General features: G+C 71.1%; 14 protein-coding genes and 1 tRNA gene. 5 read left to right on the top strand and 10 right to left on the bottom strand.

The window, feature by feature from the left end:
• Positions 1–31 precede the first annotated feature (31 nt).
• Positions 32–682, bottom strand: a complete 651-nt coding sequence (locus AB4K12_RS09340; RefSeq protein WP_086575044.1) for an ANTAR domain-containing response regulator — start codon at positions 680–682, stop codon at positions 32–34.
• Between the two features lie 89 nt (positions 683–771).
• Here AB4K12_RS09340 and AB4K12_RS09335 point away from each other — a divergent pair.
• Both AB4K12_RS09335 and AB4K12_RS09330 read left to right on the top strand, forming a co-directional pair.
• Positions 772–855: transfer RNA gene (locus tag AB4K12_RS09335), tRNA-Leu, on the top strand.
• Between the two features lie 88 nt (positions 856–943).
• On the top strand, positions 944–1,732 hold the full coding sequence (locus AB4K12_RS09330; RefSeq protein WP_368433718.1) for a helix-turn-helix domain-containing protein: 789 nt from the start codon (positions 944–946) through the stop codon (positions 1,730–1,732).
• A 6-nt stretch (positions 1,733–1,738) separates the two neighbouring features.
• Here AB4K12_RS09330 and pyk read toward each other — a convergent pair whose 3' ends face one another.
• Both pyk and AB4K12_RS09320 read right to left on the bottom strand, forming a co-directional pair.
• Positions 1,739–3,175: a pyruvate kinase gene (pyk, locus tag AB4K12_RS09325; RefSeq protein WP_368433717.1), complete on the bottom strand. Its 1,437-nt coding sequence runs from the start codon at positions 3,173–3,175 to the stop codon at positions 1,739–1,741.
• Positions 3,176–3,328: 153 nt separating this feature from the next.
• Complete coding sequence (locus AB4K12_RS09320; protein ID WP_368433716.1) at positions 3,329–4,072, bottom strand: SIMPL domain-containing protein; 744 nt, start codon at positions 4,070–4,072, stop codon at positions 3,329–3,331.
• A 119-nt stretch (positions 4,073–4,191) separates the two neighbouring features.
• On the opposite strand from AB4K12_RS09320, the gene AB4K12_RS09315 reads away from it, so the two are divergent.
• Complete coding sequence (locus AB4K12_RS09315; RefSeq protein WP_368433715.1) at positions 4,192–5,988, top strand: bifunctional UDP-sugar hydrolase/5'-nucleotidase; 1,797 nt, start codon at positions 4,192–4,194, stop codon at positions 5,986–5,988.
• On the opposite strand, the gene AB4K12_RS09310 is transcribed toward AB4K12_RS09315, so the two are convergent.
• Positions 5,944–7,374, bottom strand: a complete 1,431-nt coding sequence (locus AB4K12_RS09310) for a lysine N(6)-hydroxylase/L-ornithine N(5)-oxygenase family protein (RefSeq protein WP_368433714.1) — start codon at positions 7,372–7,374, stop codon at positions 5,944–5,946. The genes AB4K12_RS09315 and AB4K12_RS09310 overlap by 45 nt on opposite strands.
• Positions 7,371–8,801, bottom strand: coding sequence for an aspartate aminotransferase family protein (locus AB4K12_RS09305; RefSeq protein ID WP_368433713.1), 1,431 nt, complete (start codon positions 8,799–8,801; stop codon positions 7,371–7,373). The genes AB4K12_RS09310 and AB4K12_RS09305 overlap by 4 nt, the downstream gene beginning before the upstream one ends.
• Before the next feature lie 339 nt (positions 8,802–9,140).
• Between AB4K12_RS09305 and AB4K12_RS09300 the strand changes: the two genes are divergently transcribed.
• Positions 9,141–9,689: a F0F1 ATP synthase subunit B gene (locus AB4K12_RS09300; protein ID WP_368433712.1), complete on the top strand. Its 549-nt coding sequence runs from the start codon at positions 9,141–9,143 to the stop codon at positions 9,687–9,689.
• Between the two features lie 198 nt (positions 9,690–9,887).
• Here the strand turns inward: AB4K12_RS09300 and pepN are convergent, their stop codons facing one another.
• From pepN to AB4K12_RS09285, 3 genes are all read right to left on the bottom strand, one after another.
• Positions 9,888–12,410 carry an aminopeptidase N gene (gene pepN, locus AB4K12_RS09295; protein WP_368433711.1) on the bottom strand — a complete coding sequence of 841 codons (2,523 nt, stop codon included), beginning with the start codon at positions 12,408–12,410 and terminating at the stop codon, positions 9,888–9,890.
• Positions 12,411–12,573: 163 nt separating this feature from the next.
• On the bottom strand, positions 12,574–12,903 hold the full coding sequence (locus AB4K12_RS09290; RefSeq protein ID WP_207248684.1) for a chorismate mutase: 330 nt from the start codon (positions 12,901–12,903) through the stop codon (positions 12,574–12,576).
• A gap of 15 nt (positions 12,904–12,918) precedes the next feature.
• Entirely contained in the window at positions 12,919–13,818 is a 900-nt protein-coding gene (locus AB4K12_RS09285) for a helix-turn-helix domain-containing protein (RefSeq protein ID WP_368433710.1), read from the bottom strand.
• Between the two features lie 174 nt (positions 13,819–13,992).
• Here AB4K12_RS09285 and AB4K12_RS09280 point away from each other — a divergent pair, with 174 nt between their 5' ends.
• Complete coding sequence (locus AB4K12_RS09280) at positions 13,993–15,756, top strand: beta-galactosidase family protein (RefSeq protein WP_368433709.1); 1,764 nt, start codon at positions 13,993–13,995, stop codon at positions 15,754–15,756.
• Between the two features lie 123 nt (positions 15,757–15,879).
• Here AB4K12_RS09280 and AB4K12_RS09275 read toward each other — a convergent pair whose 3' ends face one another.
• Positions 15,880–18,993 (bottom strand): endo-alpha-N-acetylgalactosaminidase family protein, encoded by a 3,114-nt coding sequence (locus AB4K12_RS09275; RefSeq protein ID WP_368433708.1) that lies wholly within the window; start codon positions 18,991–18,993, stop codon positions 15,880–15,882.
• Between the two features lie 83 nt (positions 18,994–19,076).
• Positions 19,077–19,589: a hypothetical protein gene (locus tag AB4K12_RS09270; RefSeq protein ID WP_368433707.1), complete on the bottom strand. Its 513-nt coding sequence runs from the start codon at positions 19,587–19,589 to the stop codon at positions 19,077–19,079.
• Positions 19,590–19,744: the final 155 nt, after the last annotated feature.

Here is a 19,744-nt window from a genome sequence, read left to right as displayed (position 1 = left end):
GGCCCCTCAAACAACCAAACGATCAGAACCGCTACTGATCCTTCGCGGCCTTCTTCTCCTTGGCATCCTCGATGACAGCCTCCGCCACCTGCTGCATCGACAAACGACGATCCATCGACGTCTTCTGAATCCACCGGAACGCCGCCGGCTCCGTCAGCCCGTACTGCGTCTGCAGAATGCTCTTCGCCCGGTCCACCAGCTTCCGCGTCTCCAGCCGCTGCGAAAGATCCGCGACCTCCCGCTCCAACGCCTTCAGCTGCGTGAACCGCGACACCGCCATCTCGATCGCCGGAACGACATCGCTCTTGCTGAACGGCTTCACCAGGTAGGCCATGGCCCCCGCGTCCCGCGCCCGCTCCACGAGATCACGCTGCGAGAACGCCGTCAGCATCAACACCGGCGCGATCGACTCCGCACCGATCCGCTCGGCCGCGGAGATCCCGTCCAGCACCGGCATCTTCACATCCAGGATCACCAGGTCGGGACGGTGCTCCCGCGCCAGCGCGACCGCGGTCTCGCCGTCGCCCGCCTCGCCCACGACGGAGTAGCCCTCTTCCTCGAGCATCTCCTTGAGGTCGAGGCGGATCAGAGCCTCGTCCTCGGCGATCACGACGCGCGTGACGTTCGGAGGGGTGTGCTGCGGCTCGTCGTCGACAGGCGGCTGGGGCTCGGCGGCGCTCACGGGTCTCCTCGCTCAGGGCAGGTGGTGCCATACGAGCGTACCTAGCACCTGCCCACAACACGCACGCGGTATGGTGTCTCGAGCAGCACGCCCGGTTGGTGGAACTGGTCAGACACGCGAGTCTCAAACACTCGTGCCCTTTGGGCATGTGGGTTCGAATCCCACACCGGGCACCCAACATCCACAAAGCGGATTTTTCCCATCGCGTGAATCTTCACGAATCCGCCGCACCGTGAACAAGTAATCACGCACAGTGATGCCATGCAGTTTCACGGTTCCGAGGTGCGCCAGCGGGCGCTGGACCTCATCGCCTCAGGTGTCACCAACGCCGAAGTCTCCCGACGACTGGCTGTGCCGCCGGGCACTGTCAGCTACTGGCTCCATATGGACAGATCCAAGCGCGGCGAATGTCCAGGCGCCCACCAGACGAGTTGTCCTCGGTGCACCGGTCGTGAGCTCGACGAGGCCGCCTATTCGTACCTGCTCGGTCTGTACCTGGGCGACGGACACATCGTCCAGTACTCCCAGCACCGGGTGCCCAGCCTGATGATCACCTGTGGTGACGTATGGCCCGGACTCATGGACGCGTGCCACGCCGCGATGCAAGCGGTCTTCCCCGACAACTCCGTCTGCCGGGTCCGCAAGATCGGCTGCCACAACGTGAAGGTCTACTCGAAGCACCTGTGGTGCATGTTCCCCCAACACGGCCCAGGCAGGAAGCACGAGCGGCGGATCGAGCTCGAGCCCTGGCAGCAGCAGATCGTGGACGCACATCCTTGGGAGTTCATCCGCGGACTTGTCCACTCCGACGGCTGCCGCATCACCAACTGGACCGTCCGCCTTGTCGGTGGCGAACGCAAGCGCTACGAGTACCCGCGCTACTTCTTCACCAACAAGTCGGACGACATCCGAAAGCTCTACTGCGACACCCTCGACAAGGTCGGGGTCGAGTGGAAGGTGACCCGGCGCGGCAGCGATCCGTACAACATCTCCGTAGCCCGCAAAGCCTCCGTCGCCCTCATGGACACCCACATAGGCCCGAAGTACTGATCACCCCTACTTCGGCGAGTCGTCCTCCCCGATGTGGTGCACCCGCACCAGGTTCGTCGTCCCCGGGGTGCCCGGCGGGGAGCCGGCCGTGATGATGACCATGTCGCCCTTGCGGCAGCGGCCGATCCGCAGCAGGTACTCGTCGACCTGCTCGACCATCTCGTCGGTCGTCTGCACCATCGGCCCGAGGAACGTCTCCACCCCCCAGGTCAGGTTGAGCTGTGACCGGGTCGCCGGCTCGGGGGTGAAGGCCAGCAGCGGGATGGGCGACCGGTAACGCGACAGCCTCCGTACCGTGTCACCGGATTGAGTGAACGCCACAAGGAACTTGGCGCCGAGGAAGTCGCCCATCTCGGCGGCGGCGCGGGCCACGGAGCCGCCTTGGGTGCGGGGCTTGCTGCGTTCGGTCAGCGGAGGGAGGCCCTTGGCGAGGACGTCTTCCTCGGCGGCCTCGACGATGCGGCCCATGGTCTTGACGGTCTCGATGGGGTATTTGCCGACGCTGGTCTCGCCGCTGAGCATGACGGCGTCGGTGCCGTCGATGACGGCGTTGGCGACGTCGGAGGCCTCGGCGCGGGTGGGGCGGGAGGCGTCGATCATGGAGTCGAGCATCTGGGTGGCGACGATTACCGGCTTGGCGTTGCGCTTGGCGAGCTTGATCGCTCGCTTCTGAACGATCGGGACCTTTTCGAGGGGCATTTCGACGCCGAGGTCGCCGCGGGCGACCATGATGCCGTCGAAGGCGGCGATGATGTCGTCGAGGTTCTGTACGGCCTGGGGCTTTTCGATCTTGGCGATGACGGGGAGGCGGCGGCCTTCTTCGTCCATGACGCGGTGGACGTCGTGGATGTCGTGTCCGGTGCGGACGAAGGAGAGGGCGATGATGTCAGCGCCGGTGGTGAGGGCCCAGCGGAGGTCGTCGATGTCCTTTTCGGAGAGGGCGGGGACGGAGACGGCGACTCCGGGGAGGTTGAGTCCCTTGTGGTCGGAGATCATGCCGCCTTCGATGACGATGGTCTTGACCCGGGGGCCGCGGACCTCGATGACTTCGAGGGTGACGCGGCCGTCGTCGACGAGGATGCGTTCGCCTTGGGTGACGTCGCCGGCGAGGCCTTCGTAGGTGGTGCCGCAGTGGTGGCGGTCGCCTTCGACGCCTTCTTCGACGGTGATGGTGAACTCGTCGCCGCGTTCAAGGAGTACGGGGCCTTCGCGGAAGCGGCCGAGGCGGATCTTCGGGCCCTGAAGGTCGGCGAGGATGCCGATGTTGCGGCCTGTTTCGTCGGCCGCTTTGCGGACGCGTTGGTATCGCGCTTCGTGTTCGGCGTAGGTGCCGTGGCTGAGGTTGAAGCGGGCGACGTCCATTCCGGCTTCGACGAGGGCCTTGATCTGCTCGTACGAGTCGGTGGCCGGCCCCAGGGTGCAGACGATTTTCGCTCGGCGCATGGCACGACCTTATGACCTACTCATGGGTAGAGAATTGTCCTGCCGCATCTGACCAACGACCTTTTAGTGAAAGCTTGTTGACACCTTGTGAAACGTGCAGGGGGGCGCTCCGATGAGCGCCCCCAGGGGGTGCCTCAGGGCCTCAGGGGTGCTTCACAGGGTCGGGCGCGTCATCGTAAACCGGGCGTTGACGTGGGCGTAGAGGGTCTGTCGCTGGGGTTCGAGGTCGAGGGTGGGGGCCGGTTCGGGGGCGGCTCCGGCGAAGCCGGAGCCGCCGGCGCGGGGTCGGCCGGCGGCGGCGGGTCGGGCGGGGAGGCCCATGGGGGTGGGGTTTTCGGCTCCGGTGTCGGCTAGTTCGACGACGGCGGTGAGTTGGGCTCCGAGTGCGGCGGCGTATTCGCGGGCGCGTTGGACGGCTTCGTGGACGGCTTGGCGGCGGGCTTCGCCGTGGGCGGGTGAGTCGGGGCGGAGGCTCCACCAGGGGCCGTCGACGCGGGTGAGTTCGAGTTCGGCGAGGCGGGTGGCGAGTTCGCCGAGTGCGGTGAAGTCGATGAGGGTGGCGGTGACGCGGACGCGGCCGTGGTAGGCGCGTATGCGTTCGTGGCGGCCTTTTTCGGCGAGTTGGGGGGTGATGGTGAAGGTGCCGGTTTCGATTTTTTCGACGGCTTCGCCGTAGGACTTGAGGAGGTCGAGGACGTGGTTGTTGCGGCGGGTGAGGTCGCCGAGGGCGGTGCGGCGGTCGGTGCCGCGGGCGCTGACGGTGATGCCGAGGTGGGCGATTTCGGGGTCGACTTCGAGGCGGGCTTCGCCGCGGACTGCGATGCGGGGGGTGTCGGGGGTTCCGTAGGGGAGGTGGGGGTTCTCGGTTGGGGTGGTGGGGTGTTGGGGTGTGGTCATGGGGTTCAGCGTCCCAGGTGGTGACGGGATCGCAACCTTGTGAGGGTGTCGGTGGGGGTGGGGGCTGGGCCAGAATCTACGCGCGTTGGTTCTGGATATGAATGGGGAGAACAGAACATATGCCGCTCAATCGTAGGAATTTCCTGGGGCGTACGGCCGTGACGGGTGCGGGTGTGGCCCTTGCGGGTGCGGTGGGGACGGTGCCGGCCGAGGCGGAGTCCGCGGGGCGCCGGAAGAAGCGGTACGCGTTCACCGTGATGGGGACGACGGACCTGCATGGGAACGTCTTCAACTGGGACTACTTCACGGATGCCGAGTTCGACGACAAGGCGCACAACGATGTGGGTCTGGCGAAGATCTCGACGCTGGTGAGCCAGGTGCGGTCGGAGAAGGGTCGCCGGAACACGCTGTTGATCGACGCGGGTGACACGATTCAGGGCACTCAGCTGTCGTACTACTACGCGAAGGTCGACCCGATCACGGGTGCGAACGGTCCGGTGCATCCGATGGCGCAGGCCATGAACGCGATCGGGTATGACGCGGCGGCGTTGGGCAATCACGAGTTCAATTACGGTATTCCGACGCTGCGGAAGTTCGAGGAGCAGTGTGATTTCCCGTTGCTGGGGGCGAACGCGCTGGATGCGAAGACGTTGCGTCCGGCGTTCCGGCCTTATGTGATCAAGAAGGTGTGTACGCCGTTCGGTCGTGATGTGCGGGTGGCGATTCTGGGTCTGACCAATCCGGGGATCGCGATCTGGGACAAGGCGAATGTGCAGGGGAAGATGGTTTTCCCGGGGCTTGAGGAGCAGGCAGCGAAGTGGGTGCCGAAGCTGCGTTCGCTGGGTGCGGATGTGGTGATCGTGTCGGCGCATTCGGGTTCGAGTGGGATGTCGTCGTACGGTGATCAGCTTCCGTATGTGGAGAACGCGGCGGCGCTGGTGGCCGAGCAGGTGCCGGGGATCGACGCGATTCTGGTGGGGCATGCGCATACGGAGATTCCCGAGTACCGGGTGGCGAACAAGAAGACGGGCAAGCAGGTGGTGTTGTCCGAGCCGCTGAAGTGGGGGCAGCGGCTGACGTTGTTCGACTTCTCCGTGGTGTGGGAGCACGGTGCCTGGCAGGTGGAGTCGGTGGGCGCGAAGGTGCTGAACTCCAACACGGCGGCCGAGGACCGGAGGATCACGCGTCTGCTGGGTGACGAGCACCGGAAGGTGGTGGCGTATGTCAACCAGGTGATCGGTACGTCGACGGCGGCGATGAGCGCGGCGGAGGCCGCGTACAAGGACACGCCGGTGATCGATTTCATCAACCATGTGCAGGTCGAGACGGTGAAGGCGGCGCTGGCGGGTACGGCGTACGGGAAGCTGCCGGTGCTGTCGCAGGCGTCGTGCTTCTCGCGTACGGCCGCGGTTCCGGCGGGGAAGGTGTCGATCCGCCAGGTGGCGGGGCTGTATCCGTTCGAGAACACGCTGGAGGCGCGGCTGTTGACGGGTGCGCAGCTGCGGGAGTATCTGGAGTTCTCGGCGCGGTATTACGTGCGGACGGCGGCCGGTGTGCCGGTGGATCCGGCGAAGCTGACGAATGCCGAGTCGATTCCGGATTACAACTATGACGTGGTGAGCGGCCTGTCGTACGAGATCGACATTGCGAAGGCGCCGGGGTCGCGGATCGTGAATCTTTCGTTCGGCGGGAAGCCGCTCGAGGACTCCGCCGAATTCGTCCTGGCGGTGAACAACTATCGGGCGAGCGGTGGCGGTAATTTCCCGCATGTGGCGCGCGCCAAGCAGTTGTGGGCGAATTCGGAGGAGATTCGTAACACCATCATCGGCTGGGTTAAGGCCAAGGGGTCGATCGATGTGGCCGGCTTCGCGTCAGTGGACTGGAAGCTGACGCGGGATGGTGTGCCGGTTTTCTGAGGTGTGGTGGTTCTGGAGTCGTGGTTGTGGCCGCGGCTCCAGGCCGAAGGTGGTGAAGGCGGTGCGCTGGGGCTGGGGGTAGGTGGTCTTGCCGGTGATGGCGTTGAGGATGACGGTGCTGCGCCAGGCGGCGAGGCCTAGGTCGGGGGTGCCGACGCCGTGGGTGTGGGTTTCGGCGTTCTGGACGTGGACGGCGCCCTTGACGGAGGGGTCGAGGACGAGTCGGTGGTGTTCGTCGATGCGGGGGCGGCCGTTGGAGTCGCGGCGGATGTAGGGGTCGAGGGCGGCGAGGAGGGTGTCGACGCGGCGTTCGCGGTAGCCGGTGGCGAGGACGACGGCGTCGGTGGTGAGGCGGGAGCGGGTGCCTTGCTGGGTGTGTTCGAGGTGGAGTTCGACGCGGGTGGCGCCGACGCGTCCGGCGGTGCGGACGAAGACTCCTGGGGTGAGGACGGTGTCGGGCCATCCGCTGTCGAGGCTTCGGCGGTAGAGCTCGTCGTGGATGTCGGCGATGGTTTTGGCGTCGATGCCCTGGTGGAGTTGCCATTGCTGGGGCAGGACCTGGTCGCGTACGGGTTCGGGGAGGGTGCGGAAGTAGTGGGTGTAGTCGGGGGTGAAGTGTTCGAGGCCGAGTTTGCTGTATTCCATGGGGGCGAAGGCGGGGCTGCGGGCGAGCCAGTGGAGTTTTTCGCGGCCTGTGGGGCGGTGGCGCAGGAGGTCGAGGAAGACTTCGGCGCCTGATTGTCCTGAGCCGATGACGGTGATGTGTTCGGCGTCGAGGAGTTTGGCGCGGTTGTCGAGGTAGTCGGCGGAGTGGATGACGGGGACGCCGGGGGCTTCGGCGAGGGGGCGCAGGGGTTCGGGGATGTAGGGGGCGGTGCCGACGCCGAGGACGAGGTTGCGGGTGTAGGCGCGGCCGAGGGCGTCGGCTTCGCCTTCGGGGTCGAGTTGGGTGTAGTCGATTTCGAAGAGGACGCGTTCGGGGTTCCAGCGGACGGCGTCGATGTGGTGGTTGAAGTGGAGTCCGGTGAGGTTTTCGCTGACCCAGCGGCAGTAGGCGTCGTATTCGGCGCGGTGGATGTGGTGGCGCTCGGAGAAGTAGAAGGGGAAGAGGCGTTCGCGGGTTTTGAGGTAGTTGAGGAAGGTCCAGGGGCTGGTGGGGTCGGCGAGGGTGACGAGGTCGGCGAGGTAGGGGACTTGGAGGGTGGTGCCGTCGATGAGGAGGCCGGGGTGCCATTGGAAGGCGGGGTTCTGGTCGTAGAAGGCGGTGCGGAGGTCGTCGAGGGGGTGGGCGAGGGCGGCGAGGGAGAGGTTGAAGGGGCCGATGCCGATGCCGACGAGGTCGAGGGGTTGGTCGGGGGCTGAGGCTGGGGGCTGGGGGGTGGTCATCGGGTGGTGTGGCCTTCCACGAGTTTCAGCAGGTGTCGGAGGTCGTCGGGGGTGGTGTGGGGGTTGAGGAGGGTGGCTTTGAGCCAGAGGCCTTCGGGGGTGGTGGCGCGGCCGAGGACGGCGTGGCCGGTGTGCAGGAGGCGTCTTCTGGTGCGGGCGGTGGTGTGGTGGTCGGCGCCGGTGGGGCGGAAGAGCACGGTGCTGATGGTGGGGCGGGAGTGGAGTTCGAGTGCGGGGTGGGCGTCGATGAGGTCGGCGAGGTGGTGGGCGGTGGCGCAGACGCGTTCGACGAGGTCGGCGATGCCGCGGCGGCCGAGGGCGCGGAGGGTGACCGCGATCTTGAGGATGTCGGGTCGGCGGGTGGTGCGCAGTGAGCGGTGGAGGAGGTCGGGGAGGCCGGCGTCGGTGTCGTCGGGGGCGTTGAGGTAGTCGGCCTGGTGGGCCAGGGGGTGGAGGGCGGCGGGGTCGGGGACGGCGAGGAGGCCTGCGGCGATGGGCTGCCAGCCGAGTTTGTGCAGGTCGAGGGTGATGGTGTGGGCGCGTTCGAGGCCGGTGAGGGCGGTCTTGAGGGTGTGGCTGAACAGCAGGGGTCCGCCGTAGGCGGCGTCGATGTGGAGGCGGGCCCGGTGGGCGTCGCAGAGGTCGGCGATGGGGGGGATGGGGTCGATGCGGCCGGTGTCGGTGGTGCCGGCGGTGGCGACGACGAGGTGGGGTGCGCCGGGGGCGGCGGTGGGGTCGGTGAGGGCGGTGTGGAGGTCGTGGGGGTTGAGGGTGCCGGTGGGGGTGGGGAGGGTGTGGGGGGCGGGGAGGCCGAGGAGCCAGGCGGAGCGGTGGACGCTGTGGTGGGCGTTGGCGCCGCAGATGATGCGCAGGGGCCGGTCGGGGGTGGTGGTGCGGGCGGCTTCGCGGGCGAGGAGGAGGGCGAGCTGGTTCGATTCGGTGCCGCCAGTGGTGACGAGGGCGTCGGGGTGGGGGTGGTCGGGGTAGGCGAGGGCGGCGAGGGCCTGGGTGGTGAGGGCTTCGAGGGCGGTGGCGGAGGGGGCCTGGTCCCAGGAGTCGAGGGAGGGGTTCAGGGCGCCGGCGGCGAGGTCGGCGGCGGCGGCCAGGGCGAGGGGCGGGCCGTGGAGGTGGGCGGCGCAGTGGGGGTCGGCGGGGTCGGCGGCGCCTTCGGCGAGGGCTTGGACGAGGGTGTGGAGGGCTTCGTCGGGGCCGGTGCCGTGTTCGGGGAGGGCGGGGGTGGCGGCTGCTCGTATGCGGGCGGCGACGGCTTCGGGGCCGCCGGCGGGGAGGGGGCCGCCGCGGGCGGTGGCGCCGCGGGCGAGGGCGCGCAGGGTGGTGTCGAGGAGGGGGCGCAGGGCGCGGGTGCCTTGGGTGCCGCCGGCGAGTGCTGTCGCGGGGGTGTGTCGGGCGGTGGGCGGCGCGGGCATGAGGAAGGCCTCTTTGATCGAGTCTGATCGAGTTGATATGTCGTGTTGATCTGTCGCGAGCGGTTTTACGAGCGGTCTTGATCGGTTCGGGTGCTGCTTCCGGTCCGTTACGGGCCTGGGGCGCGGCCCGTGAGGGGGTCCGGGCCGGGGCGGACGGCTCAAGCTACCGGCTGTATACGCTGCGTGACCCCGAGTGGGGGAGGTTTCGCCCGATGGTGGTACGGGCCCGGCATGCGTTGGCTGTAGAGGGCCGGCATGGCCTTGTGGCGGGGGTGAGTTGGGTCGCCGGGTGGGGTGCGGGTCTCCGGCGGGGCGGCGCTTCAAGGTAATGTGCACACCATGGCCATGACTTTTGCTATCGACGTGGGGCCGCTGAAGCCCGAGCCCGCGCCGCTCGTTCTCGGGCTGGTGCTCTTCTTCCTCGTTTTCGCCGTGATGGCGAAGGTGATCCTGCCCCGGATCAACAAGGTGCTCGTCGAGCGTGAGAAGGCCACCGACGGTGCCTTCGAGGACGCGGAGGAGACGCGCGTCGAGGCGGAGCGGGTGCACGCCGAGTACCAGGCGCTGCTGGCCGAGGCCCGGCACGAGGCCGCGCGCCTGCGCCAGGAGTCGCTCGAGCAGGGCACGGCGATCATCGCCGAGCTGCGTGCCGAGGGCCAGCGTCAGCGCGAGGACATCATCTCCGCGGGTCACGCGGTGATCGACGCCGAGCGCGCGGTCGCCGAGGCCGAGCTGCGCGAGCAGGTCGGTGCGCTGGCGACGGAGCTGGCGGGCCGGATCGTCGGCGAGTCGATGGCCGACTACGCCCGCGAGAGCGGCGTCGTCGACCGCTTCCTTGAGGAGCTGCGCGCGGCCCAGCCGTCCGACGCGGCCACCAAGCGCGACTGACCCACCGGCTGACAACCGGCGAAGCCAAGGCCCAGGCGCCCGCACCCCACGAGGGGTGCGGGCGCCTTGTCGTTCCCGCGAGAGGCCCCGGGCGTCCCGGAGCCCGGGCCCCAGAAACCCCAGGACCCCGGACTCCGGGCCTCCGGGCTCCGGGCCTCCGGGCTCCGGGCCTCCGGGACTCCGGGACTCCGGGCCCGCCTACGCCGTGGGCGCCGCCGTCACGGCCAGGGCGCGGCGCAGGTCGTCGAGCTGGTCGGCGATCCTGCGGCGCAGTGCGGGGGTGGGGTCGGCCTCGCGCAGGCAGGCCTCGCCCTGGCGCAGGGTCTCCTCGTCCACCAGGGTGCGCGGGAAGCCGGGGCCGCCGGCGGCGGAGGCCAGGGCGGGGCCCCGGCGGGCGGCGACGGCGACGGCCGCGGGGAAGTAGCGGTCGCGGTAGGGGCGTACGAGCTCGGTCTGCTCCGCCTGCCAGAAGCCCTGGGCGGTGGCGGTGAACAGGTAGTTGGACAGCTCGTCGCCGCCGTACATCGCTTCCCAGGCGGCGGCCTTGGCGGCCGGGTCGGGGAGGGCCGCACGGCAGCGGGCCGCGCCCTCCTGGCCGGTCGCGCTGGGGTCGCGGGCCAGTTCGGCGTCGATCTCGGCGGGGGTGACGGCGCCGAGGACGGCGAGGCGGGCGAGGACGCGCCAGCGCAGTTCGGGGTCGAGGGCCGGGCCGCCGGGGGCGGTGCCCGCGGTCAGCCAGTCCCGGAGGTCGCCGGGGGTGGTGGCGCTGTCGATCAGGGTGCGTACGGCGGTCAGGCGCAGGCCCGTGCCGTCGGCGCCGGGGTGGCGGCCGAGCAGGTCGTGGCAGAGGGCGGTGAGGGTGGCCAGGGCGTGGGGGCGGTCGGCGGGGGCGGTGTAGCGGTCGGCGATCTCGCCGCGGGCGAAGGACAGGACGCCTTGGGCGATGGCGACGTCGGTCTCGTGGGGCAGGTGGGCGCGGGCGGCGTCGAGGTAGGCGCCGTGGGGCAGCTCGCCGTCGCGGACCATGTCGCGGGCGGCGTTCCACAGCACGGCCCGGCTGAGCGGGTCGGGCAGGGCGGACAGGGAGCCGAGGGCGGTGGTCCAGGAGTGGGGGTCGAGGCGGACCTTGGTGTAGGAGGTGTCGCCGTCGTTGACCAGGATCAGCGCGGGGCGGGGGCCGGTGAGGTCGAGGGTGTGGGTGCCGCCGCCGGCCGGGAGGTCGGTGGTGAGGCGGTCGCGGGCCACGAGGGTGGTCGTGTCGCCGGGTGCGTGGTCGTAGAGCCCGATGGTGAGGCGGTGGGGGCGGGTGCCGTCGTGGTGGAGGTCCAGCCGCCACTGTCCGGGGGCGGGGGCGGGGGCGGTGACGTGCGGGGTGAGGGTGTCGACGCCGGTGGTGCGCAGCCAGCTCGCGGCCCAGGCGTGGACGTCGCGGTCGGAGTGGCGGGCGAGGGAGTCGATGAAGTCGGCGAGGGTGGCGTTGCCGAAGCGGTGGCGGGCGAAGTGGTCGTTGATGCCGGCGAGGAAGTCCTTCTCGCCGAGCCAGGTCACGAGCTGGCGCAGGGCGGAGGCGCCCTTGGCGTAGGAGATGCCGTCGAAGTTGAGCAGGGCGGAGGCGGTGTCGGTGACGTCCTCGGGGGTGGGGGCCACGGGGTGGGTGGAGGGCCGCTGGTCGGCGTCGTAGCCCCAGCTCTTGCGGGAGACGGCGAACTCGGTCCAGGCGCCGGTGAAGCGGGTGGCGTCGGCGAGGACGTGGTAGCCCATGTACTCGGCGAAGGACTCGTTGAGCCAGATGTCGTCCCACCACCGGAGGGTGACGAGGTCGCCGAACCACATGTGGGCCATCTCGTGGGCGATGACCACGCCGCGGGTCTGGCGTTCGGTGGCGGTGACGGCGGAGCGGAAGACGAATTCGTCGCGGAAGGTGACCAGGCCCGGGTTCTCCATGGCGCCGGCGTTGAACTCGGGGACGAACGCCTGGTCGTAGGAGTCGAAGGGGTAGGGCTCGTCGAAGAGTTCGTGGAAGCGGTCGAAGCAGCGCCGGGTGATGTCGAGGATCTCGTCGGCGTCGGCGTCCAGGTGGGGGGCGAGGGAGCGGCGGCAGTGCAGGGCGAAGGGGATCCCGGCGTGCTCGGTGCGCACGCTGTGCCAGGGGCCGGCGGCGAAGGCGACGAAGTAGGTGCTGAGCGGCTTGGTGGTGGCCAGGCGCCAGCGGCCCTGCCCGGGCGGCCCTATGCGGGTGGCGACGCCGTTGCCGAGGACGGTCCACTCGGGGGGCGCGGTGACGGTGGCGTCGTAGAGGGCCTTGAGGTCGGGCTGGTCGAAGGCGGCGAAGACGCGCTGGACGTCGTCGATGAACGTCTGGGTGTAGAGGTAGGTCTCGCCGTCGGCGGGGTCGGTGAAGCGGTGCATGCCCTCGCCGGTGCGCGAGTAGCGCATGTCGGCTTCGACGCGCAGTTCGTGCTCGCCGGCGGCGAGGGTGAGCGCGAGGCGGTTGTCGTCGAGCGCGGCGGGGTCGAGGGGGGTGCCGTCGAGGTGTGCGCTGTGCAGGGTGGCGGGTTTGAGCTCGACGAAGGTGGTGCCCGCCGTGCGGGCGGTGAAGTGGATGACGGTGGTGGAGCCGAAGTGCTCGTCGCCGCGGGTGAGGTCGAGGTCGATCTCGTAGCGGTGAACGTCGAGGAGGCGGGCTCGGGTCTGCGCTTCGTCGCGCGTCAGTACAGGCATGGGGTCATGCTGCCGCACCCGTCCTGAGGGGGGCCGGTGATTTTTCGCCCGGGCGGGCGGGGCCCGGTGTTCCGGGGCCCGCCCGCCCGTCAGGCGCGGACGGCCGTCAGGCACGGCGGCCGTCAGGCGCGGGCGATCGCCAGGTCGCGCAGCCGGGCGATCGTCAGGCGCGGGCGATCGTCTCGTGGTGGCGGATGACCTCGGCGATGATGAAGTTCAGGAACTTCTCCGCGAACGCCGGGTCGAGCTTGGCGTTCTCCGCCAGCTCGCGCAGCCGGGCGATCTGGCGGGCCTCGCGGGCCGGGTCCGCCGGGGGCAGCTTGTGGGCGGCCTTGAGGTGACCGACCTGCTGGGTGCATTTGAAGCGCTCGGCGAGCATGTGGATCACCGCGGCGTCGATGTTGTCGATGCTGTCGCGCAGGCGGCCCAGCTCGGCGCTCGCGGACGCGTCGCCGAGGCTGCGTACGGGCTCGTCTTTGGCACTGTTGTTCATGTCCACCCACCGAGCCTATGCGGAAGGACGGGATTCGATGACCGGAGGGTGCTCCGGATCGGGGATCTCGTTGCTCCACCCGCCGGGTACGGCCCTGCCGCAGCGCTGGCGGAAGCGCACGGGTGCGGTGCCCACGCGGCGGGTGAAGAGCCGGCTGAAGTAGGCGGGGTCGTCGTAGCCGACGCGCCGGGCGACGGCGGCGACGGGCAGCTCGGTGGCGGCCAGGAGCTCCTTGGCGCGGCCCAGGCGGATGCCGAGCAGGTAGTCCTTCGGACTGCAGCCGGCGCCGCGCCGTACGGCCGAGCGCAGCTCGGCCGGGGTCATGCCGTGCCGGGCGGCGTGCTGGGTGACGGACAGGGGCAGGAAGGCGTCGCGGGCCAGGGCGCGCAGCACGGGATCGGTGGCGCCGGGGGCGTCTGCCGTGTCGGTGCGGGCGCGGCGCAGGGCGACGAGCAGTTCGTGGACGGCGGCGGCGGTCTCGACCTCCAGGAGGGGGTTGCCGCGCCGGGCGGCGCGGGCGATGCGCCCGACGGCGGCGCGGGCGGCGGTGGTGTCGGCCAGCGGCACGACGGGGTGGCCGGATCCGATGTAGCCGAGCTCGGTGTAGGCGGCGACGGCGGAGCCGGCGAAGTCGACGAAGCTCTCGTCCCAGCCGGCGCCGGGCCCGGCGCCGTAGTGGTGGGGTACGCCGGGGACGAGCCAGATGAGGGCGGGCGCGGTGACGGGGTGGGTGCGGCCGTCGGGGGTGCGGTACCAGCCGCCGCCGGCGGCGATGACGACGGCGACGTGGTGGTCCAGGACGCGGGGCCCGACGGGGGGCAGCGCGCCGTGCTGCAGGCCCACGCCGAGGCAGACCAGGCCGAGCCGGTGGTGGACCGGTCCGGGGGTGAAGTACCGCATCCAGGAGTGGTACACGCGCCCGATGCCTCCCGTAGCTCCGGTGGCCGTCCCCGTCTTCCGTCTTGCGTCTTCTGTCTTCTGTCTTCCGTCCAATCAGCCCCGATCTTTGTCCATGGCCCCCGCCCCCGCCAGAGGGCGAGGATGGTGTGCGGCCGAGGTGCGCGGGCGGCGAGGGACGAGGCGGGGGACGTGCCGGAATTCGTGGTGGGGGACGACGCCTTCCTGCTCGGCGGGCGGCCGGTGCGGCTGCTGTCCGGGGCGCTGCACTACTTCCGGGTGCACGAGGGGCTGTGGCGGCACCGGCTGGGGATGCTGCGGGCGATGGGCCTCGACTGCGTGGAGACGTATGTGCCGTGGAACCGGCACGAGCCGTCTCCGGGGCGGGCGCGGGACGTCGGGGAGCTGGGGCGGTTCCTGGACGCGGCGCGGGAGGCGGGGCTGTACGCGATCGTGCGCCCGGGTCCGTACATCTGCGCGGAGTGGGACAACGGCGGGCTGCCCGCGTGGCTGACCGGGCGGCTGGGGGCACGCGTGCGTACCCGCGACGAGGAGTACGTGCGGGCCGCGGAGCGGTGGCTGGCTCTGGTGGCGGAGCAGGTGGTGGGGCGGCAGGTGGACCGGGGCGGGCCGGTGGTGCTCGTCCAGGTGGAGAACGAGTACGGATCGTATGGCAGCGACCGGGTTTATCTGCGGCGTCTCGTAGAACGGCTGCGGGCGCTGGGGGTGACCGTTCCGCTGATCACCTCGGACGGTCCGGAGGAGCACATGCTGTCGGGCGGTACGGTGCCGGGGGCGCTGGCCACGGTGAACTTCGGGTCGGGGGCGCGGGAGGCTTTCGCGGCGCTGCGGCGCCATCAGGAGCGCGGGCCGCTGATGTGCACGGAGTTCTGGTGCGGCTGGTTCACGCACTGGGGCGGCCAGGAGGCGGCCCGGGACGCGCGGGAGGCGGCCGGGGTGCTCGAGGAGATCCTGGGCCTCGGTGCGTCGGTGAACATCTACATGGCGCACGGCGGCTCGAACTTCGGCGGCTGGGCGGGGGCCAACCGTGCCGGTGACGATTTCCGGGGCGGGCTGCGGCCGATGGTCACCTCCTACGACTACGACGCCCCCATCGACGAGTTCGGGCGGGCGACGGAGAAGTTCCGGGCGTTCCGGCGGGTGCTGTCGCGGTACGCGGACGGGCCGCTGCCCGCCGTGCCGTCGGCGCCGCCAGTGCTGCGCGCGCCGGTCGTGGCGCACCCGGCGGGGTGGGCGCCGCTGGGCGAGGTGATGGACGTGCTCGGCGGGCCGGAGGAGCGGGGGCCGGTGCCGCCGTCCTTCGAGGACCTGGGCGTCGACCGGGGGGTGGTCCGCTACCGCTTCACGGTGCCGGGGCCGCGCCGGGCATATCCGCTGTGGGTGGCGGGGCTGCGGGATGTGGCGGTGGTGTCCGTGGACGGGGTGCGGGTGGCCGTGCTCGACGACGCGCGCGACCCGGCGCCGGTCGGCGAGGTGGCGGGGCCGGCCGAGGTGGAGCTGTGGGTGGAGTCGCTCGGCCGGGTCAACTACGGGCCGCGCCTGGGCGAGCCCAAGGGCGTCACGGGCGGGCTGCTGCACGAGCGGCAGTACGTGCACGAGGTGGCGGCGCGCGGGCTGCGCCTGGACGCCCTGGAGGAGCCGGGGGCGGTGGAGGCGGTGGGGTGGCGGTCGGCCGGGGCGGCGGGCGGGGAGCCGGGCCTGTACCGGGCCTCGTGCGCGGTGGCCGGTGCGGGTGACGCCGTGCTGGAGCTGCCGGGCTGGGTGCGGGGCTTCGTGTGGGTCAACGGCTTCTGCCTGGGCCGCTACTGGGACCGGGGGCCGCAGCGGGCGCTGTACGTTCCGGGGCCGGTGTTGCGGGAGGGGGACAACGAGCTGCTGGTGCTGGAGTGCGAGGGGGCGGGCGGGCCGGTGCTCCGGCTGAGCCCCGCCGCATGAGCGCGAGCCCTGGGGCGTGGGGCGGTGGGGCGTGGGCCGGTGGGCCCTCGGTCCGGGTGGTACTCCCGTCCCGCTGGTCACCGGCCGATGACGGTGACCAACGGGACGGAACCCCGTGAATGTTTATTGCCCGACTATCTGCACGATGAAGCCGTCCAGAGCGAACTCAGCGGTCCCGTTTTCCCCGGTCTTCCGCAGCCCCACCCACGCCTCACCCGTAGCGGGCGCCGTGAACTCGTAGGAGTACGTCGTGGGCTCCACGGCGACCGGCAGGGGCGTACGCGACAGCTCGCGCGCCCCGGGCTCATCGACGGCCGTCACCCAGGCGTACTGCCCCGCCAGCTCGTTCTCGTAGCGGAAGCTCACGCGGTGGCGGCGGCCGGGCTCGAAGCGGACGGTGTGCGGGACGGTGCGGTAGACCAGGCCCGGGTTCTCGCCGCGCGACTTCAGGGACTGGGTGCCGTCGATGACGTCGTCGACGGCCTTGCCGTTCCAGCCGCGCTGGGTGTAGGGCGCGTGGCGGCGCGCGATGTGGGTGCGCGGGTCGGTGCTGCCGCCCGCGTCGCCCTTGACGAAGGGCCCCCAGCCCTGGGGCACGTTCTCGAAGTCCTCGAAGACCAGGGCCCCTTCGGCCCTCGCCCGCCGGCCGGGCACGATGCGGACGGCGTCGAACCTGACGCGGGCGTCGCCCGCCGCCGCCGTCAGCGACAGCGTCACCGGTCCGCCGCCGGGCGGCACGGTGAACCAGGTGAACAGCCGCTGGAAGCGGGTGCCGTGCTTGCGGTCGGCGGCGACGTGATTGACGGCGGTGGAGGTGTCGGTCCAGTTGACCGCCGTGAGGCCGTCGCCGGTACGGACCTCGAGCGCGGCCCGGCGCCGCTCCCCCGCCGTGGCGCCGACCTCGACCTGCACGGACGCCGCGTACGTGCCGGGCGCGAGCCGTTTCAGCCGCTGGCCGACGGCGGTCGCCGGGCCGGGGCCCATGACCAGCTCCCCGTCGCCGAGGGGGCTCGTCTCGACGGTGGCGTGGCCGGTGACGCGCCAGGCGTCGAGCGTTCCGGAGTGGAAGGCGGGGTCGCGCAGGGGGGTGCCTTCGCCCCAGCCGGGGTCGGCCGGCGGGCGGCCGCGCCGGCGGGTGAGGACGTAGGGCGTGCCGGGCCGGGCGGTGACGGTGATTCTGCCCCTGCGTACGGGCAGTTCGGCGGTGTCGGCGCGGCCCTGGTCGGTGAGGCGGTGGAGGAAGACGGTCCGCTGCCGGGACCAGCCGCGGGGCAGGGTCCAGGTGGTGGTGCCGCCGTCGGGGTTGTAGTGGTAGAGCCGGGCGGGGTCGGTGGCGCGCCGGGGCTCCCAGGGCAGGAGGTAGGCGCGGCCGGCGAGGACCGTACGCCCGTCGGTGGTGACGCGGCGGGTGCCGTCGGCGTCGCGGACGCGGGTCGTGATCACGGCCGGCGACGCGGAGCCGCCCCCTGTGGACCGGGATCCCGCCTCGGTCGCCAGGGTGATCTCGTGGTCGTCCCAGGTGCGGATGGCGAAGCCCTGCAGGTATTTGGCGGGCAGGTTCTCCTCCCAGATCCGCCGGGTGAAGTCGTGCCAGTCGGTCTTGCCGCGCCAGCCCTCGAAGCTGCCCGTTCTGGCGGTGCCGAGGAGGGGCCATTTGTCGGCGAAGACGTCCTTCTGGTGGTGGCGGAGGAAGCGGATGAGCCGGGAGTTGATGCCGCGCGAGGTGTCGGGCCCGTAGTCGGTCTCGGTGGCCCAGTGGGACCAGAGGCTGGAGCGCTCCAGGCCGTGCCCCCATTCGCTGGTGATCTGCCAGCCCTGCTCGCGCAGCAGGCGTTGGAGGGCGTCGGAGTTCCAGCCCGACTCGCGGAAGACGTCGATGTAGAGGGTGGTCAGGGCGGGGTCGGTCTCCTCGCGCAGTCGGCGGAAGCGGCGGGCGATGTCGCCGGAGACCAGATCGCGGCGCGGGTCGATGCGGTAGGCCTGGTCGAGCCAGTCCCACTGCCGGTCGTTCTTGTCGACGAGGGTCTCGGAGAAGGCGTTGGCGACCGGGTACGACTCGGTGGTGTTGACGTGGACGGCGAAGTCGCTGTTCCACCGCTTTCCGGCGCGCAGCAGGGTGTTCAGGTCCGCCAGGCCGCCCGCGCGCTCGTTGTAGTTGCCGCCGTAGTCGGGGTGCGCGGAGTCGTGCCCCTCGGACTGGTACCCCTTGAGCAGCGTGAACTGCCGCAGTCCGTCGGTGGAGAGGTGGACGCGTTTGACGGCGTCGAGGGTGGCGAGGAAGGGATTGGTCGCCTGGCTGGCGAAGTTGAACGGGATGTGGGGGACGACGCGCAGGTGCTGCTCGTCGGCGCCGGGCGGGTTCACCATGATGTCCCGCATCGCGATGGCCGCGTCCTGCCAGTCGACGGTGCCGTCGCCGTTGCGGTCCCGGGTGACGATGACGCTCGCGCAGGGCAGCGGGTCGGTGGTGTGCGCGCCCGCCGCACGGTGGGTCCACTGCCCGCAGGTGAGCTGGGCCTTGGTGTAGCCGTCGCGCCTGAGGGTCTGGCGCCACAGGCGGCCGTTCTCCCATGCCGTGGACCGGTCGGGCCGGTCGTGGACGGTGTTGGTCTCGACGGCCGCGGCGAGCCGGTCCGTGCTGACGACGGCGTACGCGCATCCGATGGGCGAGGCGTCGGGTGGCGGCGGGGTGGGGGTGAGGCGTACGAGCGTGTCGCCGCTCTTCGCCGCGTCCAGCTGGATGCGGGCCGCGAGCAGGGCCGCGCCGGGCTGGGTGCTGCGCACGCTCAGCAGGGCCAGGCCCGGGACGGCGAGGGTTCCCACGGGCAGGGCGGGGGTGTCGGCGAGGCGGGTGACCCGCCAGTCGACGCGCCATCCCTCGACGCGGATCTCCACGTCGATCCGGGTGCCGCCGGCCAGGGCGAGGACGTAGGCGGCGCGGTCGCCGGCCGGGGAGAGGGCGTGGGTGACCCGGGGGGTGTGCTCGGCGCCGTCGACGAGCAGGGAGGTGACGGCGTCCTCCTGGCCGTGCAGCACGGCGCCGGTGGCGCGGTCGGTGTAGGACAGGACGCGGGGGAAGGAGGTGTCGACGCGGACGTCGAGCTCGGCGGAGCGCAGGACGGCCTCGGTGCCGTGCGCTGCCGCCTCGGCCGTGCCGAGGCCGAGTCCGGCCAGGGCGGTGGTGACGACGACGGCCCGTCGGCTGGGGCCGTGGGGGCGCGGTTGGTCTGCGGTCACCGCCTCACCGTGGGGCTGCGGGGCCTGGGGTGACCATGGACAAACCGGGGGCGGTATTGGACTGATGTTGCGGGCGCGCGGGCTCAGGCGCCCTTGTCCAGCTCTCCCCTGACCACCTGGAGGGTGCCGTCGTGCCTCTTGCCGGTGTAGAAGAACGTCACATGGCGCTCGGCCCCCGCGGTGAGGGTGATCCGCCCCCTGGGGACGCACCGTCCGGACCTGATCTCCTCCCCCAGCGTGATCGTCCTGCGGTCGTCACCGACTTCCTGCAGCACGAGCACCCCCTTGCACAGCAGCCCGGGAGCCGTGTACTCGATGCCGCCGGCCTCGCCTCCCGGCCCGGCCTCGGTGATCGACACGGCGGCCGCATAGACGGACGGCCGCACGCCCTCCTCGGTGACGTCGCCCCGCCACTGCCCGAGGAACGCGTCCGGCACGCCGCCGTCGTGCCGGGCCGAGGAGCGGTCGGACGCGTCGGACGAGAAGGACGGCAGCCCGTACTTGGTGATCAGCGCGGCCAGCAGCGCGCCCACCGCCGTGATGACCGCCGCCCACAGGGCGTAGCTGCGATCGCTTCGGGAATGCGGTGCGGGCATGCGGGCCACCTAGGGGATGAGCTGCGGAGAGTCGGCGGATTCACATCGTGCAGCCTCGCGCGCGCCCCGGAGCCGGGTTTCCCGCAATCCATGATTTTTTCGATTGGCCCGTCGAACGACCGGCCGTCGACGACGTCGAACGCGGCCAGGTCCTC

Origin of the sequence: Streptomyces sp. C36, assembly GCF_040932295.1 — a bacterium.
Lineage (GTDB): Bacteria > Actinomycetota > Actinomycetes > Streptomycetales > Streptomycetaceae > Streptomyces > Streptomyces triculaminicus.
Note: the sequence above shows the minus strand (reverse complement) of the source record. Positions and strands in the feature narration are given on the sequence as shown.

What these genes read in the sequence shown, in the direction of transcription:
- AB4K12_RS09305 (WP_368433713.1), bottom strand. Translation starts at nt 8,801, where the DNA reads ATGCCCGCGCCGCCCACCGCCCGACACACCCCCGCGACAGCACTCGCC.
- AB4K12_RS09300 (WP_368433712.1), top strand. Translation starts at nt 9,141, where the DNA reads ATGGCCATGACTTTTGCTATCGACGTGGGGCCGCTGAAGCCCGAGCCC.
- AB4K12_RS09310 (WP_368433714.1), bottom strand. Translation starts at nt 7,374, where the DNA reads ATGACCACCCCCCAGCCCCCAGCCTCAGCCCCCGACCAACCCCTCGAC.
- pyk (WP_368433717.1), bottom strand. Translation starts at nt 3,175, where the DNA reads ATGCGCCGAGCGAAAATCGTCTGCACCCTGGGGCCGGCCACCGACTCG.
- AB4K12_RS09290 (WP_207248684.1), bottom strand. Translation starts at nt 12,903, where the DNA reads ATGAACAACAGTGCCAAAGACGAGCCCGTACGCAGCCTCGGCGACGCG.
- pepN (WP_368433711.1), bottom strand. Translation starts at nt 12,410, where the DNA reads ATGCCTGTACTGACGCGCGACGAAGCGCAGACCCGAGCCCGCCTCCTC.
- AB4K12_RS09315 (WP_368433715.1), top strand. Translation starts at nt 4,192, where the DNA reads ATGCCGCTCAATCGTAGGAATTTCCTGGGGCGTACGGCCGTGACGGGT.
- AB4K12_RS09330 (WP_368433718.1), top strand. Translation starts at nt 944, where the DNA reads ATGCAGTTTCACGGTTCCGAGGTGCGCCAGCGGGCGCTGGACCTCATC.
- AB4K12_RS09320 (WP_368433716.1), bottom strand. Translation starts at nt 4,072, where the DNA reads ATGACCACACCCCAACACCCCACCACCCCAACCGAGAACCCCCACCTC.
- AB4K12_RS09270 (WP_368433707.1), bottom strand. Translation starts at nt 19,589, where the DNA reads ATGCCCGCACCGCATTCCCGAAGCGATCGCAGCTACGCCCTGTGGGCG.